Origin of the sequence: Aeromonas sp. R9-2, assembly GCF_040908025.1 — a bacterium.
GTDB classification, from domain to species: domain Bacteria; phylum Pseudomonadota; class Gammaproteobacteria; order Enterobacterales; family Aeromonadaceae; genus Aeromonas; species Aeromonas veronii.
This window is the reverse complement of the sequence record NZ_JBFOCX010000030.1, coordinates 14,152-33,028: the sequence shown is the minus strand read 5'-3', so window position 1 is coordinate 33,028 and position 18,877 is coordinate 14,152. Positions and strand designations below refer to the sequence as shown.

20 protein-coding genes are annotated in these 18,877 nt (G+C 58.1%); 12 read left to right on the top strand and 8 right to left on the bottom strand.

All coding sequences use genetic code 11. The features are described 5' to 3' along the window. The first annotated feature begins 44 nt into the window (after nucleotides 1-44). The 5 genes from hfq (at nucleotide 45) to AB5Y71_RS16855 (ending at nucleotide 4,083) form a co-directional block, all read left to right on the top strand. A complete protein-coding gene (gene hfq / locus AB5Y71_RS16875; RefSeq protein WP_005339045.1) occupies nucleotides 45-308 on the top strand; it encodes an RNA chaperone Hfq in 264 nt (87 codons plus the stop codon). A gap of 63 nt (nucleotides 309-371) precedes the next feature. Next, the gene (gene hflX, locus AB5Y71_RS16870; protein WP_005339043.1) at nucleotides 372-1,658 is read left to right on the top strand and encodes a ribosome rescue GTPase HflX; all 1,287 of its coding nucleotides are present in this window, start codon (nucleotides 372-374) and stop codon (nucleotides 1,656-1,658) included. Between the two features lie 91 nt (nucleotides 1,659-1,749). Next, entirely contained in the window at nucleotides 1,750-2,901 is a 1,152-nt protein-coding gene (hflK, locus tag AB5Y71_RS16865) for an FtsH protease activity modulator HflK (RefSeq protein ID WP_005339041.1), read from the top strand. A 3-nt stretch (nucleotides 2,902-2,904) separates the two neighbouring features. Beyond that, nucleotides 2,905-3,789, top strand: coding sequence for a protease modulator HflC (gene hflC / locus AB5Y71_RS16860; protein ID WP_368172052.1), 885 nt, complete (start codon nucleotides 2,905-2,907; stop codon nucleotides 3,787-3,789). A gap of 105 nt (nucleotides 3,790-3,894) precedes the next feature. After that, nucleotides 3,895-4,083: a DUF2065 family protein gene (locus AB5Y71_RS16855; protein ID WP_127007877.1), complete on the top strand. Its 189-nt coding sequence runs from the start codon at nucleotides 3,895-3,897 to the stop codon at nucleotides 4,081-4,083. 80 nt (nucleotides 4,084-4,163) lie between these two features. On the opposite strand, the gene ispB is transcribed toward AB5Y71_RS16855, so the two are convergent. Beyond that, nucleotides 4,164-5,135, bottom strand: coding sequence for an octaprenyl diphosphate synthase (ispB, locus tag AB5Y71_RS16850; protein WP_058059475.1), 972 nt, complete (start codon nucleotides 5,133-5,135; stop codon nucleotides 4,164-4,166). A 242-nt stretch (nucleotides 5,136-5,377) separates the two neighbouring features. Here ispB and rplU point away from each other — a divergent pair, with 242 nt between their 5' ends. The 4 genes from rplU (at nucleotide 5,378) to AB5Y71_RS16830 (ending at nucleotide 9,104) form a co-directional block, all read left to right on the top strand. After that, nucleotides 5,378-5,689 carry a 50S ribosomal protein L21 gene (rplU, locus tag AB5Y71_RS16845; protein WP_005304210.1) on the top strand — a complete coding sequence of 104 codons (312 nt, stop codon included), beginning with the start codon at nucleotides 5,378-5,380 and terminating at the stop codon, nucleotides 5,687-5,689. Nucleotides 5,690-5,706: 17 nt separating this feature from the next. Further along, the gene (gene rpmA, locus AB5Y71_RS16840) at nucleotides 5,707-5,964 is read left to right on the top strand and encodes a 50S ribosomal protein L27 (RefSeq protein ID WP_005339028.1); all 258 of its coding nucleotides are present in this window, start codon (nucleotides 5,707-5,709) and stop codon (nucleotides 5,962-5,964) included. A 200-nt stretch (nucleotides 5,965-6,164) separates the two neighbouring features. Next, entirely contained in the window at nucleotides 6,165-7,367 is a 1,203-nt protein-coding gene (cgtA, locus tag AB5Y71_RS16835; RefSeq protein WP_368172051.1) for an Obg family GTPase CgtA, read from the top strand. A gap of 366 nt (nucleotides 7,368-7,733) precedes the next feature. Next, entirely contained in the window at nucleotides 7,734-9,104 is a 1,371-nt protein-coding gene (locus tag AB5Y71_RS16830; protein ID WP_368172050.1) for a YjiH family protein, read from the top strand. Between the two features lie 84 nt (nucleotides 9,105-9,188). Here the strand turns inward: AB5Y71_RS16830 and AB5Y71_RS16825 are convergent, their stop codons facing one another. After that, nucleotides 9,189-9,527 carry a hypothetical protein gene (locus AB5Y71_RS16825; protein ID WP_100646709.1) on the bottom strand — a complete coding sequence of 113 codons (339 nt, stop codon included), beginning with the start codon at nucleotides 9,525-9,527 and terminating at the stop codon, nucleotides 9,189-9,191. A gap of 305 nt (nucleotides 9,528-9,832) precedes the next feature. Here AB5Y71_RS16825 and AB5Y71_RS16820 point away from each other — a divergent pair, with 305 nt between their 5' ends. From AB5Y71_RS16820 to AB5Y71_RS16810, 3 genes are all read left to right on the top strand, one after another. Further along, nucleotides 9,833-10,822 carry a luciferase-like monooxygenase gene (locus tag AB5Y71_RS16820; protein ID WP_227273084.1) on the top strand — a complete coding sequence of 330 codons (990 nt, stop codon included), beginning with the start codon at nucleotides 9,833-9,835 and terminating at the stop codon, nucleotides 10,820-10,822. Nucleotides 10,823-10,825: 3 nt separating this feature from the next. Beyond that, the gene (locus AB5Y71_RS16815; protein ID WP_193557492.1) at nucleotides 10,826-11,272 is read left to right on the top strand and encodes a VOC family protein; all 447 of its coding nucleotides are present in this window, start codon (nucleotides 10,826-10,828) and stop codon (nucleotides 11,270-11,272) included. A gap of 123 nt (nucleotides 11,273-11,395) precedes the next feature. After that, entirely contained in the window at nucleotides 11,396-11,896 is a 501-nt protein-coding gene (locus AB5Y71_RS16810) for a 2TM domain-containing protein (RefSeq protein ID WP_021231934.1), read from the top strand. A gap of 119 nt (nucleotides 11,897-12,015) precedes the next feature. Here the strand turns inward: AB5Y71_RS16810 and AB5Y71_RS16805 are convergent, their stop codons facing one another. The 6 genes from AB5Y71_RS16805 to lptD are packed head-to-tail and all read right to left on the bottom strand — an operon-like array spanning nucleotide 12,016 to nucleotide 18,777. Continuing rightward, nucleotides 12,016-12,837 carry a symmetrical bis(5'-nucleosyl)-tetraphosphatase gene (locus tag AB5Y71_RS16805; RefSeq protein WP_368172049.1) on the bottom strand — a complete coding sequence of 274 codons (822 nt, stop codon included), beginning with the start codon at nucleotides 12,835-12,837 and terminating at the stop codon, nucleotides 12,016-12,018. Nucleotides 12,838-12,843: 6 nt separating this feature from the next. Continuing rightward, nucleotides 12,844-13,206, bottom strand: coding sequence for a Co2+/Mg2+ efflux protein ApaG (apaG, locus tag AB5Y71_RS16800; protein ID WP_031227971.1), 363 nt, complete (start codon nucleotides 13,204-13,206; stop codon nucleotides 12,844-12,846). Nucleotides 13,207-13,210: 4 nt separating this feature from the next. Beyond that, nucleotides 13,211-14,023 carry a 16S rRNA (adenine(1518)-N(6)/adenine(1519)-N(6))-dimethyltransferase RsmA gene (gene rsmA / locus AB5Y71_RS16795; protein WP_005339016.1) on the bottom strand — a complete coding sequence of 271 codons (813 nt, stop codon included), beginning with the start codon at nucleotides 14,021-14,023 and terminating at the stop codon, nucleotides 13,211-13,213. Beyond that, the gene (pdxA, locus tag AB5Y71_RS16790) at nucleotides 14,013-15,008 is read right to left on the bottom strand and encodes a 4-hydroxythreonine-4-phosphate dehydrogenase PdxA (protein ID WP_368172048.1); all 996 of its coding nucleotides are present in this window, start codon (nucleotides 15,006-15,008) and stop codon (nucleotides 14,013-14,015) included. Before pdxA ends, rsmA begins: the two co-directional genes overlap by 11 nt. Next, nucleotides 15,008-16,306, bottom strand: coding sequence for a peptidylprolyl isomerase SurA (gene surA, locus AB5Y71_RS16785; RefSeq protein WP_005349338.1), 1,299 nt, complete (start codon nucleotides 16,304-16,306; stop codon nucleotides 15,008-15,010). The genes pdxA and surA overlap by 1 nt, the downstream gene beginning before the upstream one ends. A 26-nt stretch (nucleotides 16,307-16,332) precedes the next feature. Further along, a complete protein-coding gene (gene lptD, locus AB5Y71_RS16780) occupies nucleotides 16,333-18,777 on the bottom strand; it encodes an LPS assembly protein LptD (protein WP_120414849.1) in 2,445 nt (814 codons plus the stop codon). Nucleotides 18,778-18,877 lie beyond the last annotated feature (100 nt).

Here is an 18,877-nt window from a genome sequence, read left to right as displayed (position 1 = left end):
TGATATTCGGTGTTTAAAAACAACAAACTATAAGGAAAAGAAAAATGGCTAAGGGGCAATCTCTCCAAGACCCGTTTTTGAATGCGCTGCGCCGTGAGCGGATTCCTGTTTCTATCTATTTGGTGAACGGCATCAAACTGCAAGGTCAGATCGAGTCTTTTGACCAGTTTGTTATCCTGCTGAAAAACACCGTGAGCCAGATGGTTTACAAGCACGCCATCTCGACTGTCGTACCGGCCCGTGCCGTCAATCATCACCAGCCCACTCCGGGTGGCGCGGCTGATGAACAGGGTGATGCCGAGGCGTGATATCCCTGGGCGAGTCAACTCGCCAACTCAGATTCATCATGATTCCTGTTAAGGAGCAAGCGCTTGTTTGACCGTTATGAAGCTGGCGAACAGGCCGTTCTGGTGCATGTCAACTTCAGTGATGAGGGTGAGCGGGAGGATCTGGAAGAACTCAAGATGTTGGTGAGCTCGGCCGGAGTCAATGCGCTGGGGGTAATTACCACCAGTCGCAGTGCGCCCAGTGCCAAATTTTTTGTCGGCAGTGGCAAGGCTGAAGAGATCGCGTCCCAAGTCCAGATGCTGGATGCCGACGTCGTCATCTTCAACCATGCCCTGACCCCCGCCCAGGAGCGCAACCTGGAGCGTCTGTTCCAGTGCCGGGTGGTGGACCGAACCGGCCTGATCCTCGATATCTTTGCCCAGCGCGCCCGTACCCACGAAGGTAAACTGCAGGTCGAACTGGCCCAGTTGCGCCATCTTTCCACTCGTCTGGTGCGAGGCTGGACCCACCTTGAGCGTCAAAAGGGCGGGATCGGTCTGCGTGGCCCGGGTGAAACCCAGCTTGAAACTGACCGACGTCTGCTGCGGGAACGCATCAAGGCGATTTTGCGTCGGCTCGACAAGGTGGCCAAGCAGCGGGAGCAGGGACGCCGCGCCCGCAACCGCAACGAAGTGCCGACGGTGTCACTGGTTGGTTATACCAACGCCGGAAAGTCCACTTTGTTCAACCAACTTACAGCTGCCAGCGTGTATGCTGCCGACCAATTGTTCGCAACTCTGGATCCCACCCTGCGTAAACTGGTGATCCGGGATGTGGGTGATGTGATTTTGGCGGATACAGTTGGATTTATTCGACACTTGCCCCATGATCTGGTCGCGGCCTTCAAGGCGACCCTGCAGGAGACCCGTGAAGCGGACCTGCTGCTGCATGTGGTGGACTGTGCCGATGAGCAGATGCAGGAGAATATCGACTCCGTGCAGCAGGTGCTCGCCGAGATCGAAGCCGATGACAGGCCCCAGCTGATGATCTGCAACAAGATCGACAAGCTGGCGGATCGTCCGGCAGGTCTGGAGCGAGATGACGAGGGGCGCCCGTTGCGCGTCTGGTTGTCGGCCCAGACTGGTGAAGGTTGTGAGCATCTGTTTACGGCGCTGACCGAATTGCTGGCTGGCTCCATGGTGCATCACACCCTGCAGTTGCCTCCTTCTGCCGCGAGATTGCGCAGTGCGCTCTATCAGCTGAAAGGGATTGAGCAGGAAGGTTTTAGCGAGGAGGGTGATTTCGTGCTGGAAGTCCGCTTGCAAGTGGCCGACTGGAACCGCCTCGTGAAACAGGAAGGTGAGAGTTTACAACGCTTTATCAGGCATTGATTCGTTGATGAAGGTGAACCCTTAGGGGCTTCTCAACGTATGATGGCCCGATAGAGATGATATCCATCCGCATGTATTAATGGAGACGCTGATGGCTTGGAATGAGCCTGGTAACAACGGCAAAGACCGTGACCCTTGGGGGAATAACGGCAAGAATCAGGGACCCCCTGATCTGGATGAAATGCTGCGCAAAGTGAGTCGCCGTTTCGGTGGCTTGTTTGGTGGCGGCAAATCTGGCGGCGATGTAGGTCGCTTTGGTATCTCCATCGCGCTGGTTGTCGCTGTGGTGGTGTGGGTCGTCAGCGGCTTCTACACCATCCGCGAAGCGGAGCGTGGTGCCGTGCTGCGGTTTGGCAAGTTTTCCCATATTGTCGAGCCGGGCCTGCGCTGGAAGCCGACCTTTATCGATCAGGTGATCCCGGTGGACGTCGAGTCCGTGCGCTCCCTGCCTGCCTCCGGTTTCATGCTGACTCAGGATGAGAACGTGGTACGGGTCGAGATGGACGTGCAGTACCGTGTCGTCAATCCCGAGCAGTATCTGTTCAGCGTGACCAATGCCGACGAGAGTCTGGGTCAGGCCACCGATAGCGCCCTGCGCTACGTGGTGGGTCATACCCGGATGGATGACGTGCTGACCACCGGTCGTGAGAAGGTGCGTCAGGAGACCTGGCAGGTGATCGATGGCATCATCGAGCCCTACCAGATGGGTCTGCAGATCGTCGACGTCAACTTCCTGCCGGCGCGTCCGCCGGAAGAGGTGAAAGACGCGTTTGATGACGCCATCTCCGCTCAGGAAGATGAACAGCGCTTCATTCGTGAAGCAGAAGCCTATGCCCGTGAAGTGGAGCCGAAGGCCCGTGGCCAGGTGAAGCGTCTGGAGCAGGAAGCGGAAGCTTACAAGTCCCAGATCGTGTTGAAAGCCCAGGGTGAAGTTGCTCGCTTCAACGAGCTGCTGCCCCAGTATCTGGCTGCCCCCGAGCTGACCCGTGAGCGTATCTATCTGGAAACGATGGAAGAGCTCTATCAGCAGGCCAACAAGGTGGTGGTCGACATGCCGGCTGGCAACAACAGCATGATCTACCTGCCGCTCGACAAGCTGTCTGGCAAGCCGAAGGCTGCCCAGTCTGATCGTGCCACTGTCGCCCCGGTCACAGAGCAGGTTCCCGTTTCCAACGAGGGTGCCAACTCTACGCCGACAATGCCGCTGCGTAGCGGTGACCGCTTCAGCTCAGGGAGAAACTGATAGATGAAAAAGCTAGCTATTGGTGCAATCGCTGTCGCGGCCATGGTCTGCTTCTCCTCTGTCTTTATCGTTGATGAAGGTCAGAAGGGGATTGTGGTGCAGTTTGGCAAGGTGAAGCGGGTTGACTCCGGTGAGCCCCGCCTCTATGAGCCGGGCCTGCACTTCAAGGTGCCGCTCATCGACCAGGTTCGCAAGATGGATGCCCGCATCCAGACCATTGACAGCCAGGCCGACCGTTTTGTCACCTCCGAGAAGAAAGACCTGATCATCGACTCCTACGTGAAGTGGAAGATCGAGGACTTCTCCAAGTACTACCTGGCAACCGGTGGTGGCAACAAGCTGCAGGCTGAAGATCTGCTCAAACGCAAGATCAATAACGGTCTGCGTTCCGAGATCGGTAACCGCACCATCAAGGACATCGTCTCCGGTGAGCGCAGTACCGTGATGGAAGATGCCCTGAAGAAGATGGCGCGCTCCTCCGAGCTCGGTATCAAGGTGGTGGATGTACGGATCAAGCAGATCAACCTGCCGGTGGAAGTCTCCAACTCCATCTACCAGCGGATGCGCGCCGAGCGTACCGCAGTTGCCCGTGAGCACCGCTCTCAGGGTCGCGAGAAGGCTGAAATCCTGCGTGCCGATATCGACCGCAAGGTGACCGTCATGATCGCCGACGCCGAGAGTAACGCTCGCCAGCTGCGCGGTGAAGGGGATGCGGAAGCCGCCAAGATCTATGCCGACAGCTACAAGAAAGACCCCGAGTTTTTCAGCTTCGTGCGTAGCATGGAGGCCTATCGCAAGAGCTTTGCCGGTGGCAACGACCTGATGGTATTGAAGCCGGACAGCGAGTTCTTCCGTTACCTCAAGTCTCCTGACGGCACCAAGCAGTAATCGCCACGAGGTCACATTCAAAGGGTCTGCATTGTCAGACCCTTTTGTTTTTGGTGCCAACGCCAGCCGTAAACCCAGGGGGCTGGTTGCATTCAAGGAGGTCGGATGCTGACATCCATGCTGATGGGGTTGGGATTGTTGCTGTTGTTCGAGGGGCTCTGCCCGCTGTTGATGCCCAGGGCATGGCAGCAGATGTTACGGCTGCTGAGCGATCAGCCACCGGAGCAGTTGCGCCGTATCGGCGGCTCGCTAGTGGTTGCGGGTAGCGTGATCCTCTGGATGCTGAGTCGCTGAGTCTGGCGCAATGCACTGTCCAGCAGATAGCAGACAATAAAAAAGAGGCCGAAGGCCTCTTTTTATTGCATCCCGTTTACTCAGGCACTGCGCTGCACGGCCATGTGGGCCAGTGTTTCCAGCGCGTGCTTGTGTTGGGAGTCCGGCAGGATGGCGAGGGCGGCAATGGCCTTGTCGGCCTCTTCCCTGGCACGCATGCGGGAGTACTCCAGCGCGCCGGTACGGTCGAGAATCCCGAGGATCTGCTCAAGATGTTCCATACCGTTGCGGTGCTCGATGGCATCGCGCACCAGCTGGCGCTCTTCCGGCGTGCCCACTTCCATGGCGCGCAGCAGCGGCAGGGTCGGTTTGCCTTCGGCCAGATCGTCGCCGACGTTCTTGCCCATCTCTTCGCTCTGGGAGCAGTAGTCCATCACGTCATCGATGATCTGGAACGCGGTGCCCAGATACTTGCCGTAATCGGTCATGGCCTGCTCGACGGGCTCGGGCTGATGAGTCAGCACGGCTGCAAGGCGAGTGGCGGCCTCGAACAGCTTGGCGGTCTTGCAGTAGATGACCGTCATGTAGCTCTCTTCGGTGGTATCCGGGTCGTTGCAGTTCATCAGCTGCAACACTTCCCCTTCGGCGATGGTGTTGGTGGCATCCGAGAGGATCTCCATCACCCGCAGGTTGGAGAGTTCGGCCATCATCTGGAAGGAGCGGCTATAGAGGTAGTCACCGACCAGCACGCTGGCGGCATTGCCAAACATGGCGTTGGCGGTCTCCCTGCCACGGCGCAGGTCGGATTCGTCGACTACGTCGTCATGCAGCAGGGTAGAGGTGTGAATGAATTCGATGATGGCGGCCAGTTTCAGGTGATCCTCACCCTCATAGCCCAGCGCACGCGCAGCCATCACGGTCAGCATGGGGCGCATCCGTTTCCCGCCGGCGCTGACAATGTAGAAACCCAGCTGATTAATCAGACTAACGTCGGACTGGAGTCGGGCCAGGATCAGTTCATTGACCGCCGTCATGTCGGCGGCACAGAGCGCACGGATAGTCTGTTGGTCCATAAGTCTCGTAACGTGACAGCAGCAATAACTGCGATTTTAGTAATGGCAGGGATTCTACACGATTTCACAATGGGTTACAGTTAGGCGTTTATCCACGGTGGCAGATATGCGCACAAAATAAACTTTTTGCTAAATTGGCCTTGCCTGAGCAGATCGATTTGCGTAGAATGCCCGCCCATTGTTATAGGTTTTTGCGCATGTCTAGCCTTGAGCAAAAGACATGCCTTTACGGAGTTAATCAAATGTACGCGGTATTCCAAAGCGGCGGAAAACAACACCGTGTGGCCGAAGGTCAAATCGTTCGTCTGGAAAAGCTGAACGTTGAGACTGGCGCTACCATCGACTTCAACGAAGTTCTGATGGTTGCTGCAGGCGACACTTTTAAAGTAGGTGCTCCTTTCGTTGAAGGTGGCAAGGTTGTAGCTGAAGTTGTGGCTCACGGCCGTGGCGAGAAAGTGACTATCGTCAAGTTCCGTCGTCGTAAGCACCATCGTAAGCAAGCGGGCCACCGTCAGTGGTTCACTGAAGTCAAAATCACTGGCATCAGCGCTTAATTAGAGGAGTCCGATAAATGGCACACAAAAAAGCTGGCGGTTCATCCCGCAACGGTCGCGATTCTGAAGCTAAACGCCTGGGCGTGAAGCGTTTCGGCGGCGAAACAGTTCTGGCTGGCAGCATCATCGTTCGTCAACGTGGTACCAAGTTCCACGCTGGTACCAACGTTGGTCTGGGCAAGGATCACACCCTGTTCGCTACCGCGACTGGTAAAATCCTGTTCGAAGTTAAAGGTCCGCTGAATCGTAAGTACGTTAGCATCGTTGCTGAGTAATTACGGACCGCAAGGATCCGAAGCCCCGCCAACAGGCGGGGCTTTTGTTTTTCTGACGTCTTTCTGATGTCGTTGACGAAAAAACGGAACGCAGCTGACTTTGGCTCTGACGGGCATGATTGGCAAGATGCGTATCGCCCGCAGGGGTCTGTACCACTATAATTGCGTATCGGTTTTTCGAATTAAGGTGACGGTTACCTATGAAGTTTGTTGATGAAGTCCAGATTCGAGTCGATGCCGGTGACGGTGGTAACGGTTGTGTAAGCTTTCGCCGTGAAAAATATATTCCCAACGGTGGTCCGGACGGCGGTGACGGCGGCGACGGTGGCGACGTATATCTGATCGCCGACGAGAACCTCAATACCCTGATCGACTACCGTTTCGAGCGTTTCCATGCTGCCGAGCGCGGTGAGAATGGCCAGAGCGCCAACTGTACCGGTCGCCGCGGCAAGGACAAGATCCTGCGTGTGCCGGTCGGTACCCGTGCGACCGATGAAGATACCGGTGAACTGCTAGGGGATCTGACCCACCACGAGCAGAAGCTGCTGGTTGCCAAAGGTGGTTTCCATGGTCTGGGCAACACCCGCTTCAAGAGCTCCGTCAACCGTGCTCCCCGCCAGAAGAGCAACGGTACTCCGGGTGAAGTGCGTACTCTGAAGCTGGAACTGCTGCTGCTGGCTGATGTCGGCATGCTGGGTCTGCCCAACGCAGGCAAGTCTACCTTTATTCGCGCCGTTTCTGCGGCTCGCCCGAAAGTGGCTGATTACCCCTTCACTACCCTGGTACCGAACCTGGGTGTGGTGCGTGGCGAGAACTCCCGCTCCTTCGTGATCGCCGATATCCCGGGTCTGATCGAAGGCGCTGCCGAAGGCGCAGGCCTGGGTATCCGCTTCCTGAAACACCTCGAGCGTTGCCGCGTGCTGATCCACCTGGTGGATATCTGCCCGGTTGATGGCTCCGATCCTGCTGAAAATGCCGTGACCATCGTCAAGGAGCTGGAGAAGTACAGCCCGGAACTGGTTGGCAAGCCGCGCTGGTTGGTGTTCAACAAGATGGACCTGATCTTGGAAGAAGAAGCCCAGGAGGTGATGGAGCGCGTCAAGGCGGCCCTGAACCATGAAGGTCCGGTCTATGCCATCACTGCCATCAGCAAGGAAGGTACCAAGAAGGTCTGCTACGACATTCTGGATCTGCTGGATACCATGCCCCGTCAGCTGGCGGAAGATGCCAAAGACGCCATCGAGAAGGTGGAGTTCAAGTGGGACGACTACCACAAGAACCAGTTGGCCAAGGCTGAAGCGGAAGCACTGGCTGCCTCTCTTGCCTTCGATGAAGGGCTTGATGATGACGATTGGGATGACGACGAAGATGATGGCGTTGAAGTCATCTACGTCCGTGACTGATCCCCGTCACTCTCATTGAAAACCGGAGCCTGAACAGGCTCCGGTTTTTTTATGTCTATCGAGCAGCAACTCATTAGGTATATTTGTGATGTCACTTATTGCCTGCTACTGATAACCGATTATACTGCCCACCAAAATTAACAATAACGAAACAATAATCTGGCGATGTCGATTGAATCGATATGCACCTCTGTATCTTATTGTTTTAATGGAAGGTTTGCCTGTGGAAATATTTATGCGTAGATTTATGCCTTAAGGGCTTGTTTGTGCATTTTTTTAGAGTATTCTTGCGCCCGTTTTGCCGGTTAATGCATGAATACGCAGGTTGGCCGGGCTAGGGAAAAGTAACATTAGGGCAGTCATATCATGTTGGAAAAGAGTCTCGAAGCACCTGCGGTCAATACTCGCCGTAACTTGTTGATGTTTCTGGTTCCGTCACTTATCGGGATCCTGTTGTTCATGACGCCGGTCGTCTATGACGGTAACGTCACCATCCCGGTGGCCGTGCTGGCCAAGCTGGTGCAGCGTGTTTTTGCCGATTATCTGGTCGCCATGGTCAGTGCGGTGATCACCACCACCATGCTGATGACGGTGATTGCATGGCTGTTCAAGCCGGCGATTCTGGTGCGTCGTCCTTTCCTCAACAGCTTGTTCAATGTCTCCCCTTTCTGGGCCTGCGTGCGGGTATTGGGCGGTATCTTCGTGCTGCTGACCTTCTTCCAGGTGGGGCCAGAGGTGCTTTACTCCGGCGCAACCGGTGGACTGGTGCTTAACGATCTGCTGCCGGTGCTGTTTTCAGTCTTCATTTTTGCCGGCCTGCTGCTGCCGTTGCTGCTCGATTTCGGGCTGCTGGAATTTGTCGGCACCATGATGACCCGCATCATGCGTCCGGTGTTCCGGTTGCCGGGTCGTTCGGCTGTGGACTGCTTTGCCTCCTGGCTTGGCGATGGCAGCGTCGGCATCCTGCTGACCAGCAAGCAGTACGAAGGGAAGTTCTACACCCAGCGTGAAGCCGCGGTGATTGGCACCACCTTCTCTGCGGTCTCAATCACCTTCTGTCTGGTGGTGATCTCCCAGGTGAAGCTGGAGCACATGTTTGTCCCCTTTTACCTGACCGTCTGTCTGGCGGGGGTGGTCGCCGCTATCGTGGTGCCGCGTCTGCCGCCACTTTGCTGGAAGAAGGACATCTATGCCGATGGCACTCCCCTGTGCCGCAAGCAGGAAGCAGTGCCGCAGAAGCACAGCGTAATGAGCTATGGTTTCGAGCGTGCCCTGACCAAGGCTGACAGCATGACTGATCTCGGCGCCGTCGCGCGGGAAGGGGTGAAGAATGCACTGGATATGGTGTTTGGCGTGCTGCCGGTGGTGATGGCGATCGGTACCTGTGCCCTGATGCTGGCCGAGCACACCCCTATCTTCAACTGGCTTGGCGCCCCGTTTGTCCCCTTGCTGGAGCTGCTGCAACTGCCGGAGGCGGAAGCTGCTTCCAAGACCATCATGGTCGGTTTTGCCGACATGTTCATTCCGGCGGTGCTGGCCTCGACCATCGAGAGCGACATGACCCGCTTCGTGATTGCCGCCATGTCGGTGACCCAGCTGATCTATATGTCGGAAGTGGGGGCCCTGCTGCTGGGCAGCAAGATCCCGGTCAAGCTGTGGGAGCTGTTCATCATCTTCCTGCTGCGTACTCTGGTCACCTTGCCGGTTATCGCCGGGGTGGCACACCTGCTGTTCTAAGGACGCAACGCTGTGAAAAACGGTCAACCTCGGTTGACCGTTTTCTTTTTCGCAGTAACGGGAGAGAGTACCCCTTCGGTTGGCTCAGCCTGTAGTGACGGGACACTGGATGGTCAGCGAGTGGATTGTGTTGGCGATGCGATAGGGCTTGGCTGCCTTGTAGACCTTCTTCTCGTCGTCATAGCTTCCCCCCAGATACTGGGTGCTGTAGAGCGTCTGCTGACGACGATCGGTCTCCTTGTAACCTTGCGGACAGGTCTGGTTGGCCTGCTGGAAGCAGGCTTTCATGCTGCTGCACTCGATGTAGAAGCCGCGCTGGCTGGTATCGGCAAGGTGCACCGGGGTGACGGTGGGGGCGGGGGGAGACAACAGGGCGCAGCCGGAGAGCGTCAGCGCGCCCAGCAGAACGAGATGTTTTGACATAGATAACCTGAACAGTGTGGTGTGACAAAGAGTGAGGGGGAGTCTGTTGCTCCCCCTTCGCTATAGGGGCACCGTTATAACCAGCCCGGGGCGCTCAGGCCAGCCCGCAAATGTAAGAAAATATGATCCACCCCCAAGCTTGCGCGGCCAGCAGGATGAGCGTTCAAACAATACTTGCCTGAGATTTGTTCCGTTCGATTGCTGCCGCTTGGCAGGCAGAGTGTGGCAGGAGATAGTGATTCATTCAGGTATCCCGTGCTACATTGCCCCACTTGTTACTGGTCTGTAAATCAATGGAGTGACCCATGTCTGCCATCCCCTATTCCGTGCTCGATCTGGTGCCTGTTGCCGAAGGTTCCGTGCCTGCCGAGTCGTTTCGCCGTTCACGGGATCTTGCCCGCCATGCCGAGGGTTGGGGTTACCTGCGCTACTGGCTGGCCGAACATCACAACATGCCGGGCATTGCCAGTGCAGCTACCTCGGTGCTGATCGGCCATCTGGCTGAAGCCACCACCACTCTGCGGATCGGCGCGGGTGGCATCATGCTGCCGAACCACTCGCCGCTTGTGATTGCCGAACAGTTTGGCACCTTGGCTTCGCTCTATCCCGACCGCATCGACCTTGGCCTTGGCCGTGCCCCCGGTACCGATCAGCGCACCATGCGGGCGCTGCGGCGTATGCGCAGTGGCGAGGTGGATGATTTTCCGGCCGATGTGCGCGAGCTGATGAGCTACTTTGGCGACGAGATTGGCGCGGTGCAGGCGGTGCCCGGCCAGGGGCTGCATCTGCCCATCTGGCTGCTGGGCTCCAGCCTCTACAGCGCGCAACTGGCAGCGGCGATGGGCTTGCCGTTCGGTTTTGCCTCCCATTTCGCCCCAGCCATGTTGCTGCAGGCGCTGGAGCTCTACCGCAGCCAGTATCGTCCCTCTGCTCGCTGGCCCAAGCCCCATGCGGTGGTCTGCATCAACATGATCGCCGCCGACAGCGAGCGGGAGGCCCGCTTCCAGTTCACTACCGTGCAGCAGCAGTTCTTGCGCCTCCATCGCGGTGATGCGGGCAAGCTGCCCGCGCCGGTCGTCCAGCTTGGCGACGAGTGGGCGCCCCGTGAGCTGATGGCGATGGAGCAGACCCTAGCCCGCTCTCTGGTGGGCAACCCGGAGCAGGTTCGTCACGGCCTCAAGGCCCTGCTGGCGGAAACCCGTGCCGATGAGCTGATGTTCAATGGCCCCATCGTCGATCATCAGGCCCGACTGCGTTCTTTCGAGATTGCCGCCGAGCTGATGCAGAGCCTGTAAGCCATGACGAACCCTACTGTCGCGGTGGATGAAGTGTATTGGAATCCCATGGTACCGGAGCTGTCGGTTACCGATCTGGCTCGAGCTCTGGTTTTCTATACCGGTTTGTTGGGCTTCTCGATCCGCTATCGGCGCGATGACCCTCCTTTTGCTTATCTTGAGCAGCAACAGGTACAACTGATGCTGGAGCAGGTACATCCGGCGGGTTGGCAGGTCGGGGCGCTGGAGCCACCGTTCGGTCGGGGAATCAATCTGCAGATGGAGCTGACCGAGATCCAGCCGCTACTCGACCGCTTGCAGGCTGCCGGGATTGCACTTTTCCGGCAGCCCACTGAGGTCTGGTATCCAGTGGGCGAGATGCTGGCCGGGCAGCGCGAATTTTTGCTGCAGGATCCCGATGGTTATCTGTTACGGTTTGTGCAATATCTGGGGGAACGAGCGGCTGACTGACAAGATCAAAATCTTAACCATCTGATTTTAAAGGACTGTCAGATGTATGTCGGCCATCTGTCGTGTCACCTTTCGTGGCGCAAGCCCTATGCTGGCCCTGTCAATTACCACAAGGAGTTCGAGATGATCGTCAGGAAGTTGAGATTGCAACGGGGTTGGTCTCAGGATCAGTTGGCAACGTTAACTGGTTTGAGTGTCCGCACTATCCAGCGGATCGAGCAGGGGCAGCAACCCGGACTGGAATCTCTCAAGGCCCTGGCCGCCGTCTTTGAACTCGATGTGGCTCAACTGGATGGATCAGAGCAACAGGAGCGCGAGATGAGAGGAAGTGACACTATGGGTCAGGATGCGGTGCAGGTATCGGCAGAGGAGCGGGCGGCAATGCGCTATGTGGAGGAGCTCAAGGGCTTCTATCACCATGTCGCCAGCTACGTGGTGGTGATCTGCGGGCTGTTTGTCATCAACTACCTGAGCAATCCGGAGTACATCTGGGCCTGGTGGCCAACCTTGGGATGGGGGCTGGGACTTGCCTCCCATGCTGTTCGGGTGTTTCAGCCCTTCAAGCTGTTTGGCCCCGAGTGGGAGCGGCGCCAGATCGAGAAGCGGCTGGGGCGCAAGTTGTAACTTCATTCGCCGGAAAACAGGAAGCCTAAAACAGCAAGCCCGGCAGATTGCCGGGCTTTGTGATTGGAGCGGGTTGTGGCCATTCGTGCGGCAGCGACCGCCAGATTGCTGCGTCCCCCCTAGCTGGCGTGAACCGGGCAGGGGGTGGCGATCAGGGCATCATCCTCGTAGCGCCACAGGGTGAGGCTGTTGCCCCAGACACAGCCGGTATCGAGCGCCTTGATATCGCTCTTGCCAGTGTTGCCCATCAGGGCTGCCCAGTGGCCGAACACCAGAATGGGGTCGTCCACATGGTGTTCACGCTGTTCGAACCAGGGACGCAGCCCCGGGGTCGACTCCTTGGGCCCCTTCTTGCATTTGAAGTCGAGACGACCGTCGAAATAGCAGAAGCGCATTCGGGTGAAGGTGTTGATGATGTAGCGGTAGCGGTCGATACCGACCAGATCATCTTTCCAGCCATCGGGCTGGTCGCCGTACATGTTGTGCAGCAGCCAGCTGTACTGGTCACCGCGTAGCAGGCTCTCTACCTCGCGGGCGCAGTTGCGCGCGGTGCGGACATCCCATGCGGGGGAAATCCCGGCATGCACCATCATGATGGGCAGATCCGGATGTTCGGCCAGTAGCGGGCGGTGGCGCAGCCACTCCAGCAGTTCATCCCGATCCGGGGCATCCATCAGGCTTTGCAGCTTGTCTTTCTTCTTGAGCGGTGCAACGCCAGCGGCGACGGCCAGCAGGTGCAGGTCGTGGTTGCCGAGCACGGTGACGGCGCGGTTGCCCAGCCCTTTGACAAAACGCAGGGTATTGAGGGAGTCCGGGCCGCGGGCGACCAGATCGCCGCAGAGCCAGAGCACGTCATTTTCGGGATCGAACGCGGCAAGATCCAGCAGACGGCGCAAGTCGTCGTAACAGCCCTGGATGTCACCGACAAAACAGTTCGCCATGAAACCTCAGTTGATAATATTGGGGATAGCCAGCGTGAAGGGGGCGATGGGCGCCTCAAACTGCTGACCAGAGCCATCTTGCAGGGTATAGCTCCCTTCCATCACCCCAAGCGGGGTCGCCAGCGGCACGCCGCTCTGGTAGCGGTAGGTCTCACCTTCGGCAATGACGGGTTGTTCCCCGACCACGCCCGGGCCTGCCACTTCCAGCATCTTGCCATTGGCATCGGTGATGAGCCAGCGCCGATGCAGCAGTTGCACCGGGCCGGGCCCCAGATTCTCAATCTCGATCAGATAGTGAAACTGGTAAGGGTCTTTGGAACCCGCCACATACACGGGGTATGGGCGGATCTCGATGTGCGGGAGTGCCACAGGATCAGGCCTGTTGCTGATCTGCCAGCCAGTTGGCGATCATGACAAACTGCTCGAGGGAGAGATTCTCCGGGCGCAGGTTGCCATCGATACCAAGCTCGGTCAGCTGGGCGTCGGTGATGAAGTTGGAGAAGCTGTTGCGGATGGTCTTGCGACGCTGGCCAAAGCCCTCGGTACAGACGCGATTCAGACAACGAATGTCTTTCGCGACTATGGTCGGATTCTTGTGCGGGATCAGGCGAACTACGGCAGAGTCCACCTTTGGCGCCGGTTTGAAGGCACCCGGGCCCACTTCCAGCACAGGCACCACCTGGCAGTAGTACTGGGTCATCACGCTCAGACGGCCATAAGCCTTGCTGCCCGGACCGGCGGCCAGACGCAACACCACTTCTTTTTGCAGCATGAAGTGCATGTCTTCTACCCGATCAGCGAACTCGCACAGGTGGAAGATGAGCGGGGTGGAGATGTTGTAGGGCAGGTTGCCGAAGATCCGCAGCGGCCCCTTGCCTTCACCCATCAGGGTGCCGAAGTCGAAACGCATGGCGTCCGCTTCGATGACGGTCAGCTTGTCTTTGAGAGTCGGGTGCTCGCGCAGGCGCGCAGCCAGGTCCCGGTCAAGCTCGACCACGGTCATTTTGTCCATCTGGGCGGCGACCGGCTCGGTCAGCGCGGCCAGACCCGGACCGATCTCCACCAGATTCTGACCCGGCTGCGGGTTGATGGCGGCGACGATTTGATCGATCACATACCGGTCGTGCAAGAAGTTCTGACCGAAACGCTTACGGGCCGTGTGGCCCATGTGCACCTTACTGCTCATATCTTTTTTTCTCTACCATCTTGATGGCGTGGTTAATCGCGGTGACAAGGCTGCCCGAATCCGCCAGGCCCTTGCCTGCCAGATCCAGCGCGGTGCCGTGATCCACCGAAGTGCGGATGAAGGGAAGCCCCAGGGTGATATTGACCGAACTGCCGAAGCCCTTGTATTTGAGCACAGGCAGCCCCTGGTCGTGGTACATGGCGAGTACCGCATCCGCATCCTTGAGGTATTTCTCCTGGAACAGGGTGTCGGCCGGCAACGGGCCGACCAGATCGATCCCCTCTTGGCGTAGGGTGGCCAGGGCGGGTTCGATCACGTCAATTTCTTCACGTCCGAGATGGCCACCTTCCCCTGCATGGGGGTTGAGGCCGCAGACGTAAATACGGGGTTTGGCGATGCCAAACTTGGTGGAGAGATCCTCGTTGAGGATCCGGATCACCTTGCCGAGGCGATCCTCGGTGATGGCCATCGCTACATAGGCCAGCGGAATATGGGTAGTCGCCAGTGCGACCCGCAGCCCCTCGGTTGCCAGCATCATCACCACATCGGCGGTGTTGGATTGCTGGGCAAAGAACTCGGTGTGGCCGCTGAATGAGACCCCGGCCTGGTTGATGATCCCCTTGTGCACCGGTCCGGTCACCACGGCGGCAAATTCGCCGCTCATGTTACCATCACAGGCGCGCTGCAGGGTTGCCAGCACATAGGCGCCATTGCCTTCGTTCAGCTCGCCCGGCACCACGGGGGCGCCGAGGGTGACCGGACAGACGGTCAGGGTGCCCGCCCGCTGGGGGCGGGCAGGGGCGGAGGCATCGTAGGGCTCAAGCTCGATGGGCAGCCCAAGCAGGGTTGCCCGCTCGCGCAGCAGCGCCGGATCGGCGATCACCACCAACTGGTGGGGCCAATCCTGCCGGGCAATCTGCAGCACCAGATCCGGGCCGATCCCGGCCGGTTCGCCCGGGGTAACGACAAGGCGACGGCAGCTCATCAGCTACCGGCTCCTTCGATCTGGATGTAGGCCTCGTCACGCAGCTCATCCAGCCACGCCTGGGACTCTTCCACGAAGCGACGATTGTAGATCAGCTGGTAGGCGCGCTGCTCCTGAGCCTTGTCGGTCGCATCCTGGCTGCGGCGATCTTCCACCTGCACTATGTGCCAGCCGTGGCTGGTACGGAACGGGGCACTGATCTGGCCCGGTTGCAGACGGTTGACCATGTCGCGGAACTCGGGGACATAGACGTTGGGATCAGACCAGCCCAGTTCGCCACCCTGCACCGCAGAGCCCGGATCTTCGGAGTACTTCTCCGCCATGCTGGCGAAGCTGGCCTTGCCGCTCTTGATGTCGTGCAGAATGCCATCCAGCATCCCCTTGGCTTTCTCTTCGCTCAGGATGATGGAGGGCTTGATCAGGATATGACGGGCCTTCACCTCGGTCTGCATCACTTGCTGCTGACCCTTGGTGTCGAACACCTTGACGATGTGCAGGCCGGCACCGGAGCGCAGCGGGCCGACGATGTCGCCCTTCTTGGCACCCTGTACCGCTTCCGCCATCAGGGTCGGCATCTCTTGCGGGCTCATCCAGCCCCAGTCACCCCCTTCCAGCGCCTTGGGACCATTACTCTCGGCAATGGCCAGTTTGCGGAAGTCGGCACCCTGCTTGAGGGCGGCCAGAATGCGCTCGATCTTGCTCTTGGCGGCATCCAGCTGGGCGGCAGTGGGGTTGTCCGGCAGGGCAATCTGGATATGGCCTACGTGGTATTCGTTCTGCTGTTGACCCTGTTTCTTCAGGATCTCCACTACCTGCTTCACTTCCTGCTCGGAGATGTTGATACGGCGGCGCACCTGGTTGCGGCGCACCTCGTTCATCAGGATCTCGCGGCGAACCTCTTCCCGATACTGGGCATAGGTCATCCCTTCACGGGCGAGCTGGGCGCGCAGCTGATCCAGGGTCATCTTGTTGTCGGCAGCGATGCCCTGAATAGCCTGTTCCAGCTGGGTGTCGCTGATCTTCAGCCCCTGGCGCTCCGCCAGTTGCAACTGCAGGCTCTCCTGGATCAGCCGATCCAGCGCCTGTTTGCGCAGGGTGGCATCGTCAGGCAGGGACTGGCCGCTCTCCTGGGCGGAGAGTTTTACCTTGTTGACCAGTGCGTCCTGTTGGCTGGACAGCACCACGTCCTTGTTGACCACGGCCAGCACCTTGTCCATCAGCTCGGGCGCAGCCAGTGCGGCCTGGCTCATGGCACCGAACATTCCCGCGGTCAGCAGGGCAATCAGGGTCTTTTTCATATCCATCTCTCAAGGCTGGGCCAGCATCATTGCTGGCCTTTCAGATTAAACGGGCGAACATAGGGCAACAGCTCGGTATCCAGGGTGACGCTGCGGCCACCGGTACCCACGCTGCCAAGTCCCTTCATTTCAAACTGCAGACCAATGACTTTTTCCGAAGTGGGCTTCAGGGTGACGTTGTCCGGCTGATTGTGCCACTCCAGGCTCATGTTGATGCTCCAGCAGCAGGAGTCGTATTTGACACCGATCTTGCGGTCAATGTTCACATCCTGCTTGATGTCACGGTAGTAACCGCCATACATCTGCCACTGATCGGCGATCGGCGCCATCATCACCAGACCCGCCTGGCTCAGATCTTCTGCCAGCGCCGTGTTGGTCGGATAGCGATAGTCCAGGTTGCCATCCTTGATGTAGCGGTAGTTGACCTGAGTGGTCAGCTTGCCGGTCCGGTACTCGACTGCACCGTTGCCAGCCGTAAATTCACCCTCGGAGGTATCGTACTGGGTCCCCGCATGGGCAAACCACTCATCGGTGATTCGGGCATCCCCCTCGAACGAGAGCAGGGAGCGGGCGTTGGTGCTTTCCGGATTTGAAGGGTAGAGGCGCACCTTGGGTGGCGTCATCTCAAAGGCCTGGGCTACCGCCAGACGCAACCGTTCATCACCCACATTGTCATAGACCCGGCTGGTCAGGCCAACGGTGACCCGGTTGGCATCGCTGATGCGGTCGAGACCGGCAAAGCGGCGATCACTGAACAGGCTGTAGTAGTCCTGACGGGTGGTGGTGGAGTCGTAGATCCCGATCTCGTCCTGATTTTTGTAAGGGATATAGAGGTACTGGAACTCGGGTTCCAGGGTCTGGGTGCCCTTGCCATCATACCAGTCGAGCGGCCGATCGAAGTTGACGCCCCCCTTGAGGCGGAAGGAGGGCAGAGTACGGGTAATGGTGCCATCTTTCAGGGTCAGCTGTTTGCTGTCTGCATCGGTGAAGCGGCTGCGGTCCTGGCTAACCAGATTATCGGGTACCTCCTGGTTATAGGAGGTAAACATCAGCTTGTACTGACTGGTCAGGTAGTAACCCGGTACATCCACCAAGGGCACGGTCAGGGTTGGCGCCAGATGCAGGCGGGTGGCGGTATAGCGCTCACCTGCTTGCAGAGTGGCGGCACTGCTACTGTCATAGCCAAACTTGGTCAGTTCACTGTTCCAGGCCAGATCGAACCACTTGCCTTGCTGATAGTAGTTGTAGTCGATACGCGGCAGCATCTCGTGGGGCAGTAGCGCATATGGGCTCAGGATCTGGTAGCGGCGCACCTCGGAGGTGAGGTTCCAGTTAGGCTGGTAATAGCCGGCAGTAAAGGATTGCTGCAACTGGCTGTCGACCTGGGTGCCCACTTGCGGGCTGAAGTCGTTGAAATAGTTGTAGTCCTTGTCGCGCACCTGGGTGTAGTCGATGCCAAAACGCAGGCTGCCATCCATCAGGGCGGAGCCGTGACGGACGTTCATCAGGTAGCGATGGCCATCGGACAGACCCGCCAGACTCGGGTTGCTCGGGCTGTACTGCTTGTCATCTGCCAGATTTTCAAAATAGAGGGTGCCGGTGTGGGCGGGGTCCGGCATGTAGCGGAACTCCACCTGTTCCATCAGGCCGCGTTTATCCATAAAACGGGAGGTGATGGTGGCATCATAGTTGGGGGCAATGTTCCAGTAGAAGGGCTGGGTGATATCCATGCCGTTGCTGGAGCTTTGCTTGTAACCTGGGTAGAGCAGACCGGTCTTCCGCTCATCCTTGATGGGGAAGTTGATATAGGGGAAGTAGAACACCGGATAGTCGTAAAGCCAGAGGCTGGCATTCCAGGCTTCGCCGAACACCTCTTTCTGGTCGATGTCGATGCTGCCCGCCTTGAGGGTCCACACTTCCTGACCGGGGGGGCAGGTGGTGTACTGGGCCCCCTCCATTGTGATGTTCTGGTTGTTGTTGGTCATCACCACGCGCTTGGCAAAGCCGCGCACCGGTGAGCCATGCACCTGATACTTGCCCTCTTCCAGTTCGGAGTTCTTGGTATCCAGGTTGGATTTGAGGGTCTTGTCGCTGGTGACGGTCACCTGACCGTCGTTGTAATAGATGTTGCCGATGGCGATGACATCCCGGCTCTTCTGGTCGAGCTGGGCATAGTCGGAGTCAAACTTGCGAACACCCTGACGAACCTTGACGTCGCCTTCATAGACGGCGGTGCCGCCCTGTTTGGCCTCGAGACGGTCAGCATCAACCTCGACCGGCTGTGCGTTGGCATCCTGATCCGATGCAGGCTTCTCTATCTTGGGAACATAGTCATAGCAGAGACTATCGAGAATGCCGGTGGCTGGCGGCGCTTCGAACGGAGCCGCCTGCACCATCATAGGGGTGAGTGCGGGGGCCAGGCTGATAGTCAGGGCGATGGGATAGCGGTACCCCAGTGTCCATTTTGTCATGTGAAAGACTCGTGCAATCCGTGATAGATACGGTTGATCCAAGGCATGCATTTTACGACAGGTTTCATCGAGTTGACATTGCATGTCATTGCTTTATGTT